Below are 18,706 nucleotides of genomic sequence, written 5' to 3'. Positions count from 1 at the left end.
TCGACCGCCCTCTCGGGCGGCTCGACCGTCTCTTTATCCACTTCCCGCCAGCGACGCGATTCGGACTGCGGTCGCGGAAAGTCGGCGAAACGGCGCCGCGGTCGGCTCACTCGACCGCTCGGCTCACTCGATCGCCACCGATCCGCTTCCGTCGGCGCTCTCGGATAGCGCGTCGATGACTCGCATGTTCGCGACCGCCTCCCCGCCGTCGGTCAACGGGCTGGCGTCGCCGGCGACGCAGTCGGCGAAGTGTCCCACCTGCAGCCGGTACTGGTCGACGGGATCGAACGTCTCGACGCCGCGCCGACCGTCGATCTCGTAGGTCAGCTCCGTCCGTTCGTCCGTGGGCGCGTCGAACGCACGCTCGACCGCGACCCAGCCGTTGGTCGCGTCGATCCGGTAGCGCTGGATCAGCTGCGTATCGAAGCCGGAGGCGATCCGCGCCGACCGACCGTCCTCGTACTCCAGCACGCCCGCGAGCTCCGTGTCGACGCCGGCGTCGCGGGTGTCGTGCGTGTGCGCGTACGCCCGGTCCGGCTCGCCGAGGACGGTTCTGGCGAGCGAGACGGGGTAACAGCCGACGTCCATCAGCGAGCCGCCGGCGAGCTCCGGGTCCAACCGCACGTCGTTCGGGCGGTCGTACAGCGGGAACCGGAACGTCGAGGTCACCGTGCGCACGTCGGCCAGCTCCTCCGCTACTAGCTCGAGGACGCGTTCCGTACGCGGGTGGTACCGGTACATGAACCCCTCCATCAGGGTGACGCCTCGGTCCGCGCAGTGGTCGGTCACCGCGCGCGCCTCCGCCGCGTCGACCGCGAGGGGTTTCTCGCAGAGCACGTGGAGGCCGGCGTCGGCGGCTCGCGTCGTCCACTCGGCGTGGAGCCCGTTCGGGAGCGGGACGTACACCGCGTCGATCCCGGCGTCTTCGAGCAGGGCTTCGTAGGAGCCGTGACTCCGCGGAATCGCGTGCTCCTCGGCGAACCGCCGTGCGCGCTCGCCGTCCCGAGACGCGACCGCGCCGACCGCGTGGTCGCTCGCCGCGATCGCCGGGACGACCGCTTTGCGGGCGATCCCCGCGGTTCCGAGCACGCCGAAGGTGAGCCGATCGTCTGATGTACTCATGTCGTCGCCGACGCCCCCGACGATCAAAAAGTCGTGTGTCTCGACCGCGGCGGCGATTCCGGCCCGGCCTACCACTTCGCTTCCGTCTCGGCTACCGCTCCGACTCCGGCTCCGGCGGGTCCGGATCGACGAGCGGGGAGTCCTCGTTCGCGCACCCAGGGCGACCGCAAACGCCGGCGTCGGCGCCCGCCCGCGAGACGCCGGCGTCGAGCGACTGGATCTCCCAGTCGACGCCGTGACCCGTCGTCGACTCGTGGTCGTCCACGGCGGTTCGGGCGTCGCGAAGCCGGTCGTAGGCCGCTGCGAACGAGCAGTCGTCACACCGAACCGCGACGTGCGTCTCGTCCATGGTCGCCTCTTGCGCTCCGTCGTCATAACCGCCGCGGTCATCGGGTACTCGGCAGAGGGCGGGAGAGCGTCGACCGCCGAATACTGGGGACCGGTGGGCGCTAGGCCGGCTCGTCGCCCTCCGGATCGGTCCGCCAGCCCCCCTTGAGGACGACGAACCAGACCGCGAGGCCGGCGAGCACGAAGACGGCGGCCATGTACGGGATCAGCGGCAGCTCGATCCCGACGAAGTCGAGTACGGTCCGGAGCTCGTAGACGATCACGCCGACGATCGCGAGCGTCACGAGGAGTCCGCCGCGGCTCACGTCGACGGTCATCCGACCACCTCGGCCAGCGAGGCCGACGCGTCGACGACACCTCCGACCACCGCGGCCGCTCCGTTCGCGAGCGCGTCGAGCACGGGGGTGAGCCACACCGGGAACGTCCCGACGCCCGGCCCGAGCAGCCCGCCGCGGTTGATGATCGCCGCCAGCGGGAGCGCGTACGCGAGGACGACGAGCGTGACCGCGATACCGACCCACAGGCGCAGGTTATCGAGCACGCGCGGCGCGTCGTCGGGCCCGGACAGCGCCGGCGGCAGCTCCTCCGCGAGCCCGGAGATCTTGGGGTTCCCCATCGTGAGCACGAGGTTCCCGATGAACAGGACCGTCGAGACGAACAGCAGCGTCCCGCCGATCGCGATCTGGATGTTGAGCTCCTCGAACCCCCCGAACATCGTCGGGTAGTCGAACCCGGAGTACTCCGGCTCCGCGGTCCGCCGCGGAACGCCCAGTATCCCCTGCGCGTGCATCGCGTTCGACATCAGCGCCATGCCGACGAACCAGACCACGACCTGGACCAGCCCGATCGCTCGGCTGTAGATCGGCTTGTTGGTGATCTGGGGCCAGAGCCAGTAGGTGGCGGCCATGAACGTGAGCGCGACCGCGGTCCCCACGGTGAGGTGGAAGTGACCCGGGACCCAGATCGTGTTGTGGATCATGTAGTTGATGTTCATGCCGGCGTTCACCATTCCGGAGAAGCCGCCGGCGGCGAACATCAGTCCCGCGAGCATCATCCCGGTGAACGCCGGGTCCCGCCACGGGAGGTCGGTGAGCCAGCCGAGGAGGCCGGTCCCGCCGCGCTGGCGGGCGCCGTACTCCACGCTCGCGACGACCGTGAACGCGGTGAGCAGGCTCGGCAACAGCAGGAACATCGTGTTCGTCATCGAGATGAACTTGAACCCCTCCGCGATCCCCGGATCGAGGTACTGGTGGTGGATCCCCACCGGGGTCGAGAGGAGCAGGAACAGCACGAACACGACGCGCGCGAGCGGGTCGCTGAACAGTCGCCCGCCGGCGATCTTCGGAAGCACCGTGTACCACAGCAGGTACGCCGGCATCAGCCAGAAGTACACCACCGGGTGGCCGAAGAACCAGAACAGCGTCCGGGTCAGCGTCGGGTTCACCTGATCGATCAGCCCGAGCGACCACGGCAGCAGGAAGATCAGTACCGAGGCCGCCACGGCGGACGACGCGATGTACCACATCGCCATCGTCGTCAACACCATGAACGTCTGCAGCGGGATCCGCTCGTCGGGGTTTTCGCGCTTCCACGCGAGCCACGTCCGGAAGTAGTCGGCGCCGGCGATCCACGATCCGACGATGAAGACGGCGAGCCCCGCGTAGAACATCGGGTGCGCCTGCAGCGGGGCGTAGAACGTGAAGAGAACGTCGGCGCTCATGTCGAGCTCGTTGACGAAGCCGGCGAGGATCGAGATCCCCGTCATCGTCATCCCGGCCGCCATGAGGCCGTACCACGTCCACGTGATCCGGATGTCGATCACCGGCCTGTCGAGGCTCCGCACGACCGCCCACGTGAACAGGCCGACGAGGAAGAACGTCGTGAAGCTGAGCGCGAGGAACACGCCGTGTGCGGTGAGCGACGTGTAGTAGTCGGTGGAGCTGATGAGCCCCCGGAAGACGCCGGTCCGGTGGAGCGTCTGAATGATCCCGAAGACCGCACCGAGGGTGAGCGCGAGGAACGACCCGAGCAGCGCGGCGCGAACGACACGCGCCTCCTCGGGGAACTTGTCGGCGAACGTCCGATCGCCCTCGATCGCCTCGCTCATTCGCCGTCACCCCCGCTGGCGCGCTCCTCGTAGGCCGACTGACTCACGACCTCCAGTTTCCCCTCCATCGCGTGGTGGGCGGCGCCGCAGTACTCGTTACAGACGATGCCGTACTCGGCCGGTCCGTCGGTCTCGACGGTGATCTCGGAGACCTCGCCGGGTACCACCATCGTGTTGGCGTTCGTCCCGGCGACTTCGAACCCGTGGATCACGTCCGCGGAAGTGACGTAGAACGTCACGGTGCTGTTCGCCGGCACGACGATGGGATCGGGCTGGAACCCGAACTGGCGAGCGACGACGTACGCCGCGTACTCGTTCTCCCCGACCTGTTCGACGCGGGGCTCCGAGAACCGATCGTCCTCGTCGAGCGCGCCGGCGTCGATCGCCGGCTCGCTGTCGCTCACCATCGCGACCCCCGGTCCGACGGCGCCGTACGTGACCGAGCCGAGGAGGAACAGTATCAGAAGCACCGACGCCGCGAGCCAGAGCTTCTCGTAGGCGTGAATGTGCATCTCGTGATCACCCCACGATGACCAGGTCGCGGCCGAGGAACTCGATGTAGTAGATGTACACCCACGACACAACCAGGATCGCGAAGTAGATCGCGATGAGCGTGAGGGTCCCGATCGGATCGAACTCCTCCGTCTCTCCGCCAACGTCCTCCGCAGACGCGTGTGCGGTCTCGTTTCGGCCCATGGGTGGCGTTATTGACAAGAGACTATATAACATCCACCCGTTCTCGGACCCTGAAAACAGGAATATTATATATAATCGGCGGTGCCTTGGTTACGGCATGAACTTCTCGCTCCAACAGGCCGTGCTCCTCGTGCTCGGCGGGCTCGTCCCCGCGGCGGTGTTCATCGCGGACCGCTCGGAGCTGTTCGTCGCGATCACGCTGGTGAACGTGCTACTCATCTGGACGAGCCTCCGGATTGCCACCGGCGGGGGCCTGCCCGGGTTCGGCGACGGAAGCGCCGCGGACCCCGAACAGGCGTAGTCGGGCGGGCGTCGTCGACCAGACCGCACCGAGCGAAGCGCGGCGGGTCGGATCAGCGTCCCGCCCGCGGAACGCCGAAAGCGGACCCACATGCCACACTGTACACTCTGTGACCTCCCGACCGGAGACGATCCCCACACGGCTCCGGACGTCGACGGCGAGTTCTGCTGTCGGGGGTGTCTCGCGGTCGCGCGGTCGCTCGGCGACGCCGAGGAGTTCGGCGGGGTTGACGGGGAATTCGAGGTCGGGATTGACGACATCGAGGAGCGACGCCCGCGGGCGGAGCCGGGCGACGAGTTCGACGGCGAGACGACCTTCCTCCACGTCGACGGGATGCACTGCGCGACCTGCGAGTCGTTCCTCGAGATGACCGCGGGCGAACAGCCCGGCGTCGCGGCCGCGGAGGCGAGCTACGCGACGGACACGATCCGCGTCGACTACGACCCCGAGACCGTCGAGGCCGACGAGCTCCCCGAGCGCCTCTCCGTCGCCGGGTACTCCGCGAGCCACCGCGCCGACCCCGACGCCGAGCGCGACGACGCGGTCGTCCGATTCCTGATCGGCGGCGGCTTCTTCGGGATGATGGCGATGCTGTGGTACGTCGTCTTCCTGTACCCCACCTACTTCGGCTACGAGCCGTTCCTCGATCTGGGCGGGATATCCGGGCTGTACCTGTTCACGCAGATCTGGCTGTTCGCCTCGATCGTCTTATTTTACACGGGCTATCCCATCCTGCGGGGCGCCTACGTGAGCCTGCGCGCGCGGCAGCCGAACATGGATCTCCTGGTGTCGCTCGCGGCGGCCAGCTCGTACGCGTACAGCACCCTCGCGATGCTGCTCGGACGGACCGACCTCTACTTCGACGTGACGATCGCGGTCATCTTGGTCGTCACCGCCGGCAACCACTACGAGTCGCTGATCAAGCGGCGCGCGACCGGCGCCCTCTCGGAGCTGACGACCGCGACGGAGCGCGACGTCCGGACCGAGGCGGGCGAGACGGTCGCGGCGGACGCGGTCGACCCCGGGGATCGCCTGCTCGTGCGACCCGGCGAGCGCGTCCCGTTCGACGGGACGGTCGTCGAGGGGACCGCGGCGGTCGACGAGGCTCTGGTCACCGGCGAGTCGCTCCCGGCGACGAAACGCGAGGGCGACGCGGTCCGCGGCGGCACCGTCGTCACCGACGCCCCGGTGGTCGTCGAGGTTGGCGAGGACGCCGAGAGCACCCTCGACACGCTCGTCCGGCTGCTCTGGGAGATCCAGAGCTCGCGGTCGGGGATCCAGCGGCTCGTCGACAGGCTGGCGACGGCCTTCGTCCCCCTCGTCGTCGCCGTCGCGGTCCTCGCGGCCGGCGCGACGCTCGCGTTCGGCGGCGCGCCGCCGGAGGCGGCGCTGGTCGGGCTCACGGTGCTCATCGTCTCGTGTCCGTGCGCGCTCGGGCTCGCGTCACCGCTCGCGGTCGCGGCCGGCGTCCGCGACGCGGCCCGACGGGGGATCGTGATCGTCTCCGACGCCGTCTTCGAGGAGGCCGCCGACGTCGACACGGTCGTGCTCGACAAGACCGGAACCCTCACCGACGGGGAGATGCGGCTGCTCGGGACGACGACGGACGAGACCGACCCCGAGACCGTCCGGAACAGGGCCGCGGCGCTGGAGCGCGCCTCGGCCCACCCGGTCGCGGAGGCGATCGTCGCGGGGGTAGCGGGGGAGGGGCGGGAGGCGGAACGCGACCGCGGCGGGAACGACGCCCGCCCGCGCGCGGCGAGCGACGGCGGGGCGGTCGCCGAGCCGTCGCCCGCCGCAGACGTGACGGTCACGGACAGGGGCGTCTCGGGTCGGATCGACGGCGACGAGGTCGTCGTCGGCCACCGCTCGCTGTTCGAGGGCGGGGAGTGGGCCGTCCCCGGCTCGCTCGACGCGGCCGGCGAGGAGGCCCGCGAGGCCGGCCGCGTTCCCGTGTACGTCGGCTGGGACGGTGCCGTCCGGGGCGTGCTCGTCGTCGGCGACGAGGTGCGCGACGGCTGGGAGGCGGTCGTCGAGGAGCTCGCGGCGGACGGACGCCGGGTCGTCGTGCTCACCGGGGACTCGCCCGCGGCGGCCCGGCGGTTCGAGGCGCACCCCGCGATCGACGAGGTGTTCGCGGGGGTCCCGCCGGCGGCGAAGGCCGAGACGGTCCGGCGGCTGACCGCGACCGAGCGCGTCGCGATGGTCGGGGACGGGAGCAACGACGCGCCCGCGCTCGCGGCGGCGGACGTCGGCGTCTCCGTCGCCAGCGGGACCGATCTGGCGGCCGACGCGGCCGACGCCGTCCTGCTGGAGGACCGCCTCTCGGCGATTCCGGAGCTGTTCGCGGTCACCCGCGGGACGAACCGCCGGCTCAAACAGAACCTCGGGTGGGCGTTCGTCTACAACGCGGTCGCGATCCCCATGGCCGTCTCTGGGGTCCTCAACCCGCTCTTCGCCGCGGTCGCGATGGCGACGAGCAGTCTCCTCGTGGTGTCGAACTCCGCGCGCGCGGTTTACGCCGAGTAGCGTCGCGCGTGGCCGTCACGCGTCGGCCTCCTCGCGTCGCCCCGGGAGCAGCCGCCGCGCCAGCGCCCCCAGCCGCTTGTACGCGAGGTTGACGTACAGCCCCGCGAGGAAGACCGTCCCGGCGACGAGCGGGAAGTCGGACGTTCCCTCCCCGAGGATGACTCCCGACAGCAGGTAGATGCCGACGCCGAGCGGCAGGGCGGCGGGCAGCCGGAAGTTGTACCGGAGCAGGTCGCCCGCCGAGCTGTCGAACTCGTCGATCAGCGCCGTGAAGACGAACCCCAGCGCGCCGAACAGGCTGAACGCGTACACGTACGACGGAACGACGCCGTCGGCGATCCGGTTCAGCTCCGCGAACGGGACCTCGTACGCGACGACCGTGCCGGCCACGAGGAGGACCGTCAAGAGCAGGTCCACCCCGATCACGGCGAGCCCGACCCGCGACCGGTACCACACGCGGCGCGTCCACTCGCGCTCGGTCGGCGCCCGGTCTTCGGCATCCCGGTCTTCGGTCCCGCCGTCCGCGGATTCGGCGGCGCGCCTCCCGTCGTCGTCCGGACCGCCGACCGATCGATCCGTCATCGATGCGAATTGTTAGCGTGCCGTAATAAACGTGTCCCGGCCGGCGTCGCGCGTCCCGGCCGGCGTCTCCCGATCGCGCGGACGTAGAGCGTCTACGCGGCCGCGCTGACGTGCGGTTTGACCGCGCGCACGATGGCGTCCACGTCGTACTCGTCTTCCGTCTTGTCGAAGACGACCTCGCCGTCCGCGCGCACGACGAACACGCCGTCGTCGCCGGTCACCAACGCCACCTCGTCGATCTCCTCGCCGAACTGCTTGAGGATCGCCTCCGAGACGTCTTGGGCGCGATTCAACATGCCGCACGGGACGCAGTACTCGACTTCGATGCGTGTCATACGTCCCCGCTTCGCGCCGAACGAACTAAAAACACACCGCGTCTCGGTCGTCATCCCTCCGATCGCCGGTCGACCCCGGTGATCTCGAACCGCGTACCGTCCTCGCCCCCGCCGCCGATCCGCAGCTCCCAGTCGTGTGCCTTTACGATCCGGTCCACGATCGCGAGTCCGAATCCCGTTCCGTCGGGCGACGACGTGAACCCGGTCTCGCGAACCCGGTCGACGTGCTCTTCGGGGATGCCGACGCCGTCGTCCTCGACGTAAAAGCCGTCCGCGCCGTCGAGCGCGCCCACCCGAACGGTCACGTCGCTGCCGCCGTGTTCGACGCTGTTCCGAAAGAGGTTCTCGAAGACGTGCGACAGCCGGTCGCGGTCGGCCCGCAGGGTCATCGATCCGTCCACGCGGAGCGTCGCGTCCGCCGCGTCCACGCGCGACCAGCACTCCCGCGCGCACTCGGCGAGCCCGACGTCGTCGACGTCGTCGACGACCTTCCCCTCGCGGGCGAGCGTCAGCGTCTCCTCGATGATCTCGTCCATCCGATCGAGCGCGGGCTCGATCTCGGCCAAGTGCTCGTCGTCCGGGTGCGCCCGGTACGCGAGGTCGAACCGACCGCGGACGACGTTGAGCGGATTCCGGAGGTCGTGTGACACGACGCTCGCGAACTCCTCGAGCCGGTCGCGCTCGTTGCGGAGCTCGGCCTGCCGGATCCGGCTCCGCTCCGCCGCGACCTCGCGCTCGATCGCTCTCGCCTCGAACAGCCCGATGAGCAGCCCGATACCGCCGCCGAAGCCGACCGCCCAGCGAATCCAGCCGAACACCTGAAACGCGGATTCCGTCGGCAGCGTTGCCATGAAGCCCGCGTTGACGAGGAGAAAGCCCGCCGCGCCCGCGACCCACCAGCGGTTTATCCGTCGATACCGCGGCGAGGAGAGCTCCGACCTCGGGGCCCAGTAGATCACGTACCCGACGCCGAGCACGACCGCTATCGAGGAGAGGAATCCCACCCAGTAGCCGCCGGGGAGGGAAACGAGCCCAGCCGCGATGACCGCGGCCTCGGCGACGTGTGAGAGGAGGAGCACGACGCTGAGCCCCCAGACGGGCCACAGCGAGCGTACGGCTGTGCTCGACGTGTCGGCCATTCAATTACGCCACCTTCCCCGCGAAGGCATATAAACCGCGTCGGCCCGGCTATCATCGCCGATACCGTCGACGGGTCTCCGAACCGCCGCTCAGACCACGAGCGCGTCGAAGACGACGGCAAAGAGTAGGAGGCCGAGGTAGGCGTTCGACGCGTGGAACGCGCGGAACGCCGCCGACTCGGTCTGTTCGTAGTGGAGCCGGACGACGGTCCAGAGGAACAGCGCGCCGACGGCGACGCCCACGGCGGCGTAGAGCGCCCCCAGCGGCTCGGCGACCGCCGCGAGCGCGACCGCCGCGACGAGCGTCGCGCCGAGGTACCAGACGATGTGCCGGCGGGTCGTCGTCTCGCCGCGCACCACGGGCATCATCGGGAAGCCGCCGCGCTCGTAGTCGTCCTTGTAGGCCAACGCGAGGTTGTAGAAGTGCGCGGGCGTCCACAGGAAGATGATCGCGGCGAGCAGCAGTCCGCCGCCCCCGATCTCGCCGGTCACCGCGGCCCAGCCGATGAGGGCTGGGAGCGCGCCGGCGGCCCCGCCGATCACGGTGTTCTGCACCGTGTTCGGCTTCAGAACGAGGGTGTACACGACGCTGTAAAAGGCGATCGCGAGCAGCCCGAGCGCCGCCGTCAACGGGTTCACCGTCCAGAACAGGGCGAGCGAGACGACCGTGAGAAGCCCCCCGAACGCGAGCGCGTGGGGCACCGGCACGAGGTCGGTCGCCAGCGGGCGGTCGTTCGTGCGCTGCATCCGCTTGTCTACGTCGCGTTCGAACACGTGGTTGAACGTGCCGGAGGCGCCGATCGAGAGCGCGCCGCCGACGAGGGTCGCCGTCACGACGCGGGGGGTGAACCCAGCCCCGCCGGCCAGCGCCATCGCGGCGGCGGCGACCAGACAGAGCAGCCACATCAGCCGCGGCTTCATCAGCCGGAAGTACGCCGCCGCGGTCGCCTTCAGCCGCGGGACCGCGGCGGTCGGCACGTCGGCCTCCGGTGCCTCCTCGACCGGCGGGAGGTCGTCGGTCCCCGGCTCGAAGTCGGCGGGCGCGTCGTCCGGGTCGCCCGTCTCGGCCTCCAGCCACCACGCGAGTCCGGCCAGCACGGCCGCGAAGATGGCCACACCGAGGAGGAGGTGGACGGAGCCGAGCGCGGCCGGGAGCCCGCCGACGGCGACGAGCGCGCCCACGCCGGCCTGGGCGGGGTACACGATCAGCGCGAGGGTGAGCGCGGCCCGGATCCGTCGGCTCGCGCCGTCGAGCCACGCGAGGGCGGCGGAGAGGGCGACGAGGACCCCGACGGCGACGGCGATCAGGCGGTGGCCGAGCGCGATCCAGCCGGCGGTCTCCGCGGGGAGCTGGGCGCCGGTCCCGCAGGCCGGCCACCCCCCGCAGGCGGCGGCCGCCTCGGTGAGCGAGGTCGTGGCACCGACGACGACGAGGAGGTAGACGCCCATCGCCGTTGCGGCCAGCACCGCGGGGAATCTGTCGGGGACTGTCACTGGCGGAAGTTGGGCGCCGGTCCATATATGTCCCGCGCTTCGTCGAATCGGAGCCACGCGACGGTCACACGGCTGCAGTCGCCCCGGGACCCGCGCCGTCGTCACGTCTTGTCCGAGTCCGCGCCGTCGTCACGTCCCGTCGGAGCCCGCACCGCCGCGCTCCCGGAGAACCCGATCGACGATGTCGCCGCTGGAGAGCAGTTCGTCCTCGTACCGCGGGTCCCGGGCCGAGGCGCGTTCGACCCGGCAGTCGATGCCGCGTTGGGCGAGCGCGTCGGCGATGTCGGCCTCGTCGTGGTGCTGGTCGAACCCCAACACGATCACGTCGGGGTCGAGGCGTTCGATGGGGACGAACACGTCCTCGGGGTGCCCGAGGTGCGCCTCGTCGACCGCGTCGAGCGCGGCGACCATGTCGCGGCGCTGCTCGGCACAGAGGATCGGCGCCGGCTTGTGGGTGACGTTGGCGCGGCGGGCGACGATGGCGTGGAGCTCGTCGCCGTACGTCGCCGCGTCCTCCAGGTAGTGGACGTGGCCGGGGTGGAGCAGGTCGAAGGTCCCCTGCGCGACGACCCGCGTCATCGGAACCACGAGAGGAAGCCCCCGCCGTCGCGTCGCTCCTCGCCGAGCTCGCGGTCGATGTCCTCCTGCGTGAAATCGAAGAAGTGCTCGTCGGGGACCTCCACGTCGAGCACGTCGAGGGTCGTCTGTCTCCCCTCGTTGTCGAACGCCTTCCAGTCGCCCCACCCGTACGGCGCGCCGACGATGATGTGAACGCGTCCCTGTCCGAACGTCGCGAGGTCGGCGTCGCTCGGGCGGAGCGCGCCGTTCGGGTGGGAGTGGACCGAGCCGACCGCGCGCATGTCGTTCGGCTTCATGTGGGTGCGGACGCTCGCGCTCGTCGGGTTCGACTCCGTGCCCGGGATGACGAGCACGTCGGTGATCACCTGTCCGTCCCGGTCGAGGTCGAGCTTCCGGGCGTCGTCCGCGCGGAGGAACCCCATGTACTCGTCGGGGTGGCTCTCCTCGCTCGCCTCGAGGACGAACTCCATGGTCTCCCGGGCGATCCCGAGGAGCTCGTCCGAGCGGAACAGTCGCATACGCGACGGGAGGGTCCGTCGCCCCATATGGATTCCGGACCGCGGGGCGGCGGTCGACGATCCGCCGGGATCGCGGCCGAACTCCGATGCCTGACGCGGCCGAGACGCGAGAGAACAGGCTTAACACCGCCCGTTCCCGATGAGCGTCCATGAGCGAGAACACCGCCGGGGATTCCGGCACGCGGGGCGATTCGAGCCCCGAACTCGACGCCGACGCGGCGGAGGGGGCGGCCGACGACCGGCCGACCGTCTACGATCTGGCACCGGACTGCACCCTCGAAGACGCCGAGGTCGACGCGCTGTACCACGCCGAGGTCAACGGCGTCGTCGACTACGGGATCTTCGTCGACGTCTCGGACGCCCTCTCTGGGCTCGTCCACGAGTCGAACCTCGACGGCACCTACGCCGTCGGCGACCGGCTGGTCGTCCGGCTGACCGAGGTGAAGGAGAACGGCGACGTGGCGTTCGACGACGAGGACCTCGACGACTACCGCACGGAGACGGTCGCCCACGAGCCGACCGTCTCCCGGGTCCGCGGGCTCGCGCCCGGCGACGAGGTCACGGTCGAGGGGGAGATCGTGCAGGCGAAACAGACGGGCGGCCCGACGATCTTCGCCGTCGCGGACGCCTCCGGCGTCGTCTCCTGTGCCGCCTTCGAGGAGGCCGGCGTCCGCGCGTACCCCGAGGTCGAGGTCGGCGACATGGTCCACGTCAGCGGGACGATCGAGACCCGCGAGAACGCCCTCCAGCTGGAGGTCGACTCGCTGAAGCGGCTCCCCGAGGAGCGGGCGACCGAGGCCCGCGAGCGGTTCGAGGCGGCCCTCGACGAGCGCGCCGCGCCCGCCGACGTCGACCCCCTCGTCGAGTGGGAGGCGTTCGAGCCGATCCACGATGACCTCCGCGAGCTCGCCCGGCTGCTCCGTCGCACCGTGCTCGCCGGCCGCCCGATCCGCGTCCGGCACCACGCCGACGGCGACGGGATGTGCGCCGCGATCCCCGTCCAGCTCGCCTTGGAGAACTTCGTCCGCGACGTGCACGAGGACCCGGACGCGGCCCGCCACCTGTTCAAGCGGCTCCCGAGCAAGGCGCCGTACTACGAGATGGAGGACGTGACCCGCGACCTCAACTTCGCGTTGGAGGGCCGCGCCCGCCACGGGCAGAAGCTCCCCTTCCTGCTGATGCTCGACAACGGGTCGACCGAGGAGGACGTGCCCGCCTACGAGAACCTTGCGCACTACGACATCCCCATCGCGGCCGTCGACCACCACCACCCCGACCCCGAGGCGGTCGAGCCCCTGCTTGACGCCCACGTCAACCCCTACCTCCACGACGAGGACTACCGGGTCACGACGGGGATGATGTGCGTCGAGCTCGCCCGCCTGATCGACCCGTCGATCACCGAGGAGCTGGAGCACGTCCCGGCCGTCGCCGGGCTCTCCGACCGCTCGAAGGCGGAGGCGATGGACGACTACATCGCTCTCGCCGAAGACGCCGGCTACGACGAGTCGGACCTGCTCGACATCGGCGAGGCGCTCGACTACGCCGCCCACTGGCTGCGCTACTCCGAGGGGAAGACGCTCGTCAACGACGCCCTCAACGTGGGCTGCGAGGACGAGGAGCGCCACGAGGAGCTCGTCGAGTTCCTCTCCGAGCGGGCGGACCGCGACGTGCAACGCCAGCTCGACGCGGTCGACGACCACGTCGACCACGAGCGGCTCGCCTCCGGCGCGCACCTCTACCGCATCGACTTGGACGAGTACGCCCACCGGTTCACCTACCCCGCGCCCGGGAAGACGACCGGCGAGCTCCACGACACCCGCGTCAAGGAGACCGGCGATCCGGTCATCACGATCGGCTACGGTCCCGACTTCTGCGTGCTCCGGTCCGACGGGGTCCGCCTCGACATCCCGAACATGGTGACCGAGCTGAACGAGGAGCTCCCCGAGGCGGGCGTCTCCGGGGGCGGTCACCTCGTCGTCGGCTCGATCAAGTTCGTGAAGGGCCGGCGGAGCGAGGTCATCGAGGCGCTCGTCGAGAAGATGGCCGGCGCGGAGATCGACGAGGCGCTCTCGTCGACGGCCGTGATCGACGACTGACGCGGGTCCGCCGGCGTCTCGCGACCACGCCTCACGCGAACGCCACCTCGCGTCTCGCGACGGCGCCGGCCCCCGCGAATGCGAGCCCTACCCCGCCGAGTAGTCCAACCGGCAGATGGACGCCGCCGCCGCGCCAGTCGGCGGCGTACGCGCGGGCGTAGAAGTCCGCGACCGACTCGTCTTCGACCGCGAGCAACACCTCCCTGTTCTCCGTCGCCGCGCCCTCGTTCCAGTTGAGGCTGCCGACCACGGCGGTGTCGTCGACGACGAGCCCCTTCGCGTGGACCTTCCCGAACCGGCCCCTCGGCTCGGCGATCGCCACCTCGATCGGCTCGTCGGCCAGCGCCGCTCTGAGCGCGCGGTTCGTCTCTCGGTCGTACCACGCGCCGGACACCAGGAGGTGCACGTCGACGCCGCGGTCGGCCGCTCGTCGGAGCGCGCGAACGATCCGATCGTCCGGCCCGCCGGTCCGCGGGACCACGGCCAGCACGCGGTCGTCGGCGGCGTCGATCCGCGCGACCAGGCGGTCGGCGGCGTTCCCCGGCGCCGTCAGGAGCTGGACGTCCGCCCCCGTCGCGCTCGGCGGTTCGAACCGCGTCGGATACGACGCGTTCGCCGTCCCGGAGCCGTGGAACTCGGTGTCGCTCCGGAACGACGACCACGTCCGGGCGTCGGGTGCCGTCGCGTCCTCTCGGAAGAGGGCGGCGAGGTCGTCTGCGGCCGTCTCGTCGTCGACATCGCCGCCGGTCGCCTCGCCGCCGTCCGACGACCCGGACTCGCCGGTGACGACGCCCCAGCCGCGGTTGGTCCGCCCGCCCGTCCCGGACGCCTTCCAGTTCTCCGTGAGGACGACCGCGCGGTCGTCGGCCACCGCGTACTTCGCGTGGTGGAAGCGGAACCGTTCGGGGTCGGCGTCGAGCACCCGGACCTCGACCCCGGCGGCCGCGATCCGGTCGAGGAGCCGCGCGCTCCGCGCGGAGAAGCCGCCGACCGGCGACCCCTCGACGAGGACCCGCACCTCGACGCCGCGGTCGGCGGCCGCGACCAGCAGGTCGGCGACGCGCTCCGACTCGAGCGTGTAGCCGGCGAGCAGCAGCCGGTCGTCGGCCGCGCGGAGCGGCTCGACGGGAACGTCCGGGCTGTCCGGCAACACGAACGGCCTCACGGTCGCGTTCGCGGTTCGCATCGCCGCCTGCGGCTCGTGGCCGCGTGGCCGCCACTCGCCCCAGTCCGCGCGCCAGCGGTGCCCCTCGGGCGCGCGGTCGTACTCGACCGCGGCGACCGCCGTCCCGTTTCGCCTGAGCTCGATCCGGTCGCCGGACGCGGCGAGCGGGAAGTGGTCGTCGAGCGTCCGGAGCTCCGGGTCGCCGACGCCGCCGGTGCCGGCGGCCGTGGTCCCGTCGTCGAGCAGGGGCGTCGAGTTCGCGGGATCCATCGACAGGGCGACGACGCCGCTCGCGTTCGCCGGAATATCCGCCTCGTAGTAGCCGTCGGAGAGCGACCAGTTCCCGCGCTCGGGGAGTCGAACGACTAGGTATTCGCCGCGGTTCCCCGCCGCTGTCGGATTCGGGAACAGCTCGAGGATCCGCGGCTGCTCCGCCACGAGCGTTCGGTTCGCCGTCCCGTCGCTCGACTGCGCGACGGCGCCTCCCGGATCGGTTCCCGCGGCCTCTGAACCGATCTCGGTGCCCGCCGCAGCGGCGACCGGCACAGCGGTCGTCAGGACGAGCAGCGCGAGCGCGACGGCGGCGGCGCTCGTGACCGAGCCGCTCGCGAGACGGGACGGTTCGGGCGACACGGAGTGTCTGCCCGCGGCATCAGATAAGAAAGGTCGCTCGGATCGGGGTCGCCGTCAGGCGGTCGGCGCCGCCTCGTCGAGCGCGCGCTCGGCCTTCTCGGCCTCGGTGGAGACGATGAAGGAGTGCTCGTCGCCGTACTCGGCGACCGCTTCGAGCGCCTCGCGCGTGCCGATCTGTCGGAGCGCCCACCCGGCGGCGGCCCGGACGTCGTCGGAGGCGTCGTCGGCGAGCGCGTCGGCGAGGGGATCGATCGCGCGCGTGTCACCGATGAGCCCGAGCGCGCGGGCGGCGTGGGGGCGCACGAGATCCTCGGTGTCGCCCTCGGGGTCGAGCTGGTTCGCGAGCGGCTGGACGGCCTCCGTCGCGCCGATTTCGCCGAGCGCCTTGAACACGACCTTCTGGAGCTGCGGGTTCGAGTCCTCGGAGACGTACTCCACGAGGGTCTCCGTCGCCTCGTCGGCCGCCATCTTCCCGAGGATGCGGACGGACGGCTGGTCGCGCTTCTCGGCGCGGCCGAGCAGCTCCTCGACCGACGCCTCGGTCTTCCCGCGCTTCCCCATCCGCTCGAACGCCTCGAGGCAGTGGCGCTCCATGAAGTCGGACTGCAGGGAGTCGAGCGCGAGCAGGATCATGTCGACGTTGCCGCGCTTCTCGTGCTCCTTCAGCGCGGCCCACTCGACCGGGTAGTCCTTGTAGTGGCCGAGCACGTCGTAGTACCCCTGTGCGCGGAGCTGCTCGTGCGTCTCGAGGTCGTCCCACTCCTCCGCGTCGTCGAGCCCCGCCTCGAGGCCGTCCGTCGCGTCGAGCAGCGCCGCGATCGTCTCGGCGTCGTCGTCGGGGTCGAGACCGGCGTCCGCGACCGCCTCGGCCACCGCGTCGAGCGCCTCGACGAGGTCGTCGATCCCCTCGTGATCGGGGAACGAATCGACGGAAACCGACTCGGACGCCGCCTCGACGAAGACGTCCACGGCGTCGGCGGCGTCGTCGCGCCCGTCCGCGGTCCACTCGGTGTCTTCGAGCGTCGACGCGGCCGCTTCGATCGCGTCGATCACGTCCTCGGCGTAGGGCCCTCGCGCCTCCTCGACGCCGTCGCGGAGCTCCGCGATCCGGTCTTCGAGATCGCCGCGCGGGTCGTCGGCGTCGTCGTCGTCCTCGTCCGGTTCCGGGAGATCGGCCTCGTCGAGCCCCGCTTCGGCGTCGTCGAGGAGCGCCTCGACGTCGTCGAGATCCGCCTCGGTCTCGGCGCCGTCGAGTCGGCCCGCGATCTCGTCGAGGTACTCGTTCAACGAGTCCTCGGTCACTTCGTCGGGAAGCGTCGGCGCGGCGGCCGCGTCCGTCGACTCGCCGGCGCCGCCCGCCTCCTCCGCGTCGTCCGCGGCGTCGGCCCCCTCGGAGGCGTCGGCCGGGTCGTCGTCGCCGTTGCTCATACACCACGAACTGCGCGCGTAATCCATTAAGACGTTTCCCTTCGCCGGCGGGGCGAGCGCGACCACGTCGCGGAGACGACGAGGTCGACGCGCCCGGACGCGACGACCCCGCCCTTTAGCCCCCGCCTCGCCAACGTCTCCCCGTGACCGAGACCGACGACACCGGCGCGGGACCGACGATCGCCGTGCCGCAGATCCCCGTCGACGACTGCGCCGTCGAACGGAACCTCGACCGGATCCGCAGTCGCGTCGCCGCCCTCCCCGACCGGGTCGACGTCGCCGTCCTCCCCGAGTACGCGCTCACGGGGTTCGTCGACGACGACCGGATCCGGGCGGTCGCGCTCGACAGGGACGCGGCGCTCGACCGACTGTCCGCTATCGCCGACGACACCGGTGTGGCGCTAACGGCGGGGTACGCGGAGCGCGACGGCGACGAACTGTTCAACGCGACCGCGTACGTGTCGCCGGAGGCGTTCACCGGCGGTTCGAGCGACCGCGACGGGGAGGCGACCGTCTACCGGAAGCGGCACCTCTGGGGCGAGGAGGCGGAGCGGATGGCGGCGGGGTCCGAGCGCGTCGTGGTCGACACGCCCGCGGGCCGGACGGGACTGCTAACGTGTTACGACCTCAACTTCGTGGCGGAGAGCGCGTGGTTCGCCGACCGCTTGGTCGACGCGCTGTTCGTCCCCGGCGCGTGGCCCGCGGCGCACGTCCGGAACTGGCGGCTCCTCCTCAGGGCCCGCGCCCTCGACGGCGTGCGGTGGGTCGTCGGCGCTGGTCGGACGGGGAGCGCGGGCGGGAACGGCGACGGAGACGGTGGTGGCGACGGCGAGCGCGGCGACCGGAGCGAGCGTCGCCGGTACGCCGGCAACTCCCTCGTTGCGCGACCCGACGGTCGGGTCGCCGCGGAACTCGGTCGCGGCGAGCGGGACCTCGTCGCGACGCTGGACCGCGACCTGCTCGCCGATCAGCGCGACCTCGTCGGCGCCGTGTCAGATATGGAAAAATAGTTTTCCACATCAAAAAATCTGGTTGTTATTGTGGAAACTATTAAGTGGTGCGCGCGTGTACGTGTAAATAGACATGAGCACTCAGAAAGAGGCCCGTCAGCGGTACGGCGACGTCCACGAGAGCGAAGCGCTGCGCATCCCCGAGGAGAAGGCGGAGCAGCTCGTCGACGCGCTCAACTCCGATCTCGCCGCGACGTACGTCCTCTACCACCAGGTGAAAAAGCACCACTGGCTCGTCGAGGGCGCGGAGTTCCACGACATCCACGAGTACCTCGGTGAGGTCGCCGCGGACCTCGAGGAGGGCGCCGACGTGATCGCCGAGCGCGCGCAGGCGCTCGGGGGCGTGCCGCTCTCGGGCGGCGCGAACTACGAGGAGCACGCGCCGGTGAGCGCCGAGGACGCCGACGCCTACGACATCCGCACCTCGCTGGAGAACGACCTGGAGATCTTCGGCGACATCATCGAGCAGCTCCGCGAGCACATCCAGCTCGCCAACAACCTCGGCGACTACACCACCGAAGAGCAGCTCCGCGAGATCCTCGAAGGCGTCGAGGAACACGGCCACCACATCGAGCACTACCTGGAGGACGACACCCTCGTCAGCCAGGGCACGCTCGAATAGAA

19 protein-coding genes are annotated in these 18,706 nt (G+C 70.7%); 5 read left to right on the top strand and 14 right to left on the bottom strand.

The features are described 5' to 3' along the window. Positions 1-123: 123 nt before the first annotated feature. From CK500_RS08675 to CK500_RS17375, 6 genes are all read right to left on the bottom strand, one after another. A complete protein-coding gene (locus CK500_RS08675; RefSeq protein ID WP_095636846.1) occupies positions 124-1,122 on the bottom strand; it encodes a Gfo/Idh/MocA family protein in 999 nt (332 codons plus the stop codon). A 91-nt stretch (positions 1,123-1,213) separates the two neighbouring features. Further along, on the bottom strand, positions 1,214-1,471 hold the full coding sequence (locus CK500_RS08670; RefSeq protein WP_095636845.1) for a DUF7542 family protein: 258 nt from the start codon (positions 1,469-1,471) through the stop codon (positions 1,214-1,216). A gap of 100 nt (positions 1,472-1,571) precedes the next feature. After that, positions 1,572-1,787, bottom strand: coding sequence for a CbaC protein (locus CK500_RS08665; RefSeq protein WP_095636844.1), 216 nt, complete (start codon positions 1,785-1,787; stop codon positions 1,572-1,574). Then, complete coding sequence (locus CK500_RS08660; RefSeq protein ID WP_095636843.1) at positions 1,784-3,577, bottom strand: b(o/a)3-type cytochrome-c oxidase subunit 1; 1,794 nt, start codon at positions 3,575-3,577, stop codon at positions 1,784-1,786. Before CK500_RS08660 ends, CK500_RS08665 begins: the two co-directional genes overlap by 4 nt. Then, positions 3,574-4,089, bottom strand: coding sequence for a cytochrome c oxidase subunit II (locus CK500_RS08655; protein WP_095636842.1), 516 nt, complete (start codon positions 4,087-4,089; stop codon positions 3,574-3,576). The genes CK500_RS08660 and CK500_RS08655 overlap by 4 nt, the downstream gene beginning before the upstream one ends. A 7-nt stretch (positions 4,090-4,096) precedes the next feature. Next, positions 4,097-4,273 carry a hypothetical protein gene (locus CK500_RS17375; RefSeq protein ID WP_198951536.1) on the bottom strand — a complete coding sequence of 59 codons (177 nt, stop codon included), beginning with the start codon at positions 4,271-4,273 and terminating at the stop codon, positions 4,097-4,099. 97 nt (positions 4,274-4,370) lie between these two features. Here CK500_RS17375 and CK500_RS08650 point away from each other — a divergent pair, with 97 nt between their 5' ends. Then, on the top strand, positions 4,371-4,574 hold the full coding sequence (locus CK500_RS08650; RefSeq protein ID WP_095636841.1) for a hypothetical protein: 204 nt from the start codon (positions 4,371-4,373) through the stop codon (positions 4,572-4,574). Positions 4,575-4,664: 90 nt separating this feature from the next. After that, positions 4,665-7,103 carry a heavy metal translocating P-type ATPase gene (locus CK500_RS08645; RefSeq protein ID WP_095636840.1) on the top strand — a complete coding sequence of 813 codons (2,439 nt, stop codon included), beginning with the start codon at positions 4,665-4,667 and terminating at the stop codon, positions 7,101-7,103. Between the two features lie 15 nt (positions 7,104-7,118). Here the strand turns inward: CK500_RS08645 and CK500_RS08640 are convergent, their stop codons facing one another. The 6 genes from CK500_RS08640 to CK500_RS08615 form a co-directional block, all read right to left on the bottom strand. Next, positions 7,119-7,685 (bottom strand): hypothetical protein, encoded by a 567-nt coding sequence (locus CK500_RS08640; RefSeq protein ID WP_095636839.1) that lies wholly within the window; start codon positions 7,683-7,685, stop codon positions 7,119-7,121. 92 nt (positions 7,686-7,777) lie between these two features. Next, positions 7,778-8,020, bottom strand: coding sequence for a SelT/SelW/SelH family protein (locus CK500_RS08635; RefSeq protein WP_095636838.1), 243 nt, complete (start codon positions 8,018-8,020; stop codon positions 7,778-7,780). 50 nt (positions 8,021-8,070) lie between these two features. Next, positions 8,071-9,159, bottom strand: coding sequence for a sensor histidine kinase (locus CK500_RS08630; RefSeq protein WP_095636837.1), 1,089 nt, complete (start codon positions 9,157-9,159; stop codon positions 8,071-8,073). Positions 9,160-9,249: 90 nt separating this feature from the next. Further along, positions 9,250-10,653, bottom strand: coding sequence for a heme o synthase (locus CK500_RS08625; RefSeq protein WP_095636836.1), 1,404 nt, complete (start codon positions 10,651-10,653; stop codon positions 9,250-9,252). Positions 10,654-10,782: 129 nt separating this feature from the next. Next, positions 10,783-11,232: an adenylyltransferase/cytidyltransferase family protein gene (locus tag CK500_RS08620; protein WP_198951535.1), complete on the bottom strand. Its 450-nt coding sequence runs from the start codon at positions 11,230-11,232 to the stop codon at positions 10,783-10,785. Continuing rightward, complete coding sequence (locus tag CK500_RS08615; protein WP_095636834.1) at positions 11,229-11,750, bottom strand: Mov34/MPN/PAD-1 family protein; 522 nt, start codon at positions 11,748-11,750, stop codon at positions 11,229-11,231. Before CK500_RS08615 ends, CK500_RS08620 begins: the two co-directional genes overlap by 4 nt. A 149-nt stretch (positions 11,751-11,899) precedes the next feature. On the opposite strand from CK500_RS08615, the gene CK500_RS08610 reads away from it, so the two are divergent. Further along, positions 11,900-13,846: a DHH family phosphoesterase gene (locus tag CK500_RS08610; protein WP_095636833.1), complete on the top strand. Its 1,947-nt coding sequence runs from the start codon at positions 11,900-11,902 to the stop codon at positions 13,844-13,846. 31 nt (positions 13,847-13,877) lie between these two features. On the opposite strand, the gene CK500_RS08605 is transcribed toward CK500_RS08610, so the two are convergent. Beyond that, entirely contained in the window at positions 13,878-15,644 is a 1,767-nt protein-coding gene (locus CK500_RS08605; protein WP_198951534.1) for a phospholipase D-like domain-containing protein, read from the bottom strand. Between the two features lie 54 nt (positions 15,645-15,698). Next, positions 15,699-17,072, bottom strand: a complete 1,374-nt coding sequence (locus tag CK500_RS08600; protein ID WP_095636832.1) for a HEAT repeat domain-containing protein — start codon at positions 17,070-17,072, stop codon at positions 15,699-15,701. Between the two features lie 143 nt (positions 17,073-17,215). Between CK500_RS08600 and CK500_RS08595 the strand changes: the two genes are divergently transcribed. Both CK500_RS08595 and dpsA read left to right on the top strand, forming a co-directional pair. Next, positions 17,216-18,082, top strand: a complete 867-nt coding sequence (locus CK500_RS08595) for a carbon-nitrogen hydrolase family protein (RefSeq protein WP_095636831.1) — start codon at positions 17,216-17,218, stop codon at positions 18,080-18,082. 73 nt (positions 18,083-18,155) lie between these two features. After that, entirely contained in the window at positions 18,156-18,704 is a 549-nt protein-coding gene (gene dpsA / locus CK500_RS08590) for a DNA starvation/stationary phase protection protein DpsA (protein WP_095636830.1), read from the top strand. The last annotated feature ends 2 nt before the right edge of the window (positions 18,705-18,706 follow it).

This window comes from Halorubrum salipaludis (assembly GCF_002286985.1).
Classification (GTDB): domain Archaea; phylum Halobacteriota; class Halobacteria; order Halobacteriales; family Haloferacaceae; genus Halorubrum; species Halorubrum salipaludis.
Note: the sequence above shows the minus strand (reverse complement) of the source record. Positions and strands in the feature narration are given on the sequence as shown.

Excerpts from the sequence above, each read along its gene's own strand:
- CK500_RS08675 (WP_095636846.1), bottom strand. The coding sequence starts at position 1,122 with ATGAGTACATCAGACGATCGGCTCACCTTCGGCGTGCTCGGAACCGCG.
- CK500_RS08670 (WP_095636845.1), bottom strand. The coding sequence starts at position 1,471 with ATGGACGAGACGCACGTCGCGGTTCGGTGTGACGACTGCTCGTTCGCA.
- CK500_RS08665 (WP_095636844.1), bottom strand. The coding sequence starts at position 1,787 with ATGACCGTCGACGTGAGCCGCGGCGGACTCCTCGTGACGCTCGCGATC.
- CK500_RS08660 (WP_095636843.1), bottom strand. The coding sequence starts at position 3,577 with ATGAGCGAGGCGATCGAGGGCGATCGGACGTTCGCCGACAAGTTCCCC.
- CK500_RS08655 (WP_095636842.1), bottom strand. The coding sequence starts at position 4,089 with ATGCACATTCACGCCTACGAGAAGCTCTGGCTCGCGGCGTCGGTGCTT.
- CK500_RS17375 (WP_198951536.1), bottom strand. The coding sequence starts at position 4,273 with ATGGGCCGAAACGAGACCGCACACGCGTCTGCGGAGGACGTTGGCGGA.
- CK500_RS08650 (WP_095636841.1), top strand. The coding sequence starts at position 4,371 with ATGAACTTCTCGCTCCAACAGGCCGTGCTCCTCGTGCTCGGCGGGCTC.
- CK500_RS08645 (WP_095636840.1), top strand. The coding sequence starts at position 4,665 with ATGCCACACTGTACACTCTGTGACCTCCCGACCGGAGACGATCCCCAC.
- CK500_RS08640 (WP_095636839.1), bottom strand. The coding sequence starts at position 7,685 with ATGACGGATCGATCGGTCGGCGGTCCGGACGACGACGGGAGGCGCGCC.
- CK500_RS08635 (WP_095636838.1), bottom strand. The coding sequence starts at position 8,020 with ATGACACGCATCGAAGTCGAGTACTGCGTCCCGTGCGGCATGTTGAAT.
- CK500_RS08630 (WP_095636837.1), bottom strand. The coding sequence starts at position 9,159 with ATGGCCGACACGTCGAGCACAGCCGTACGCTCGCTGTGGCCCGTCTGG.
- CK500_RS08620 (WP_198951535.1), bottom strand. The coding sequence starts at position 11,232 with ATGACGCGGGTCGTCGCGCAGGGGACCTTCGACCTGCTCCACCCCGGC.
- CK500_RS08615 (WP_095636834.1), bottom strand. The coding sequence starts at position 11,750 with ATGCGACTGTTCCGCTCGGACGAGCTCCTCGGGATCGCCCGGGAGACC.
- CK500_RS08610 (WP_095636833.1), top strand. The coding sequence starts at position 11,900 with ATGAGCGAGAACACCGCCGGGGATTCCGGCACGCGGGGCGATTCGAGC.
- CK500_RS08600 (WP_095636832.1), bottom strand. The coding sequence starts at position 17,072 with ATGAGCAACGGCGACGACGACCCGGCCGACGCCTCCGAGGGGGCCGAC.
- dpsA (WP_095636830.1), top strand. The coding sequence starts at position 18,156 with ATGAGCACTCAGAAAGAGGCCCGTCAGCGGTACGGCGACGTCCACGAG.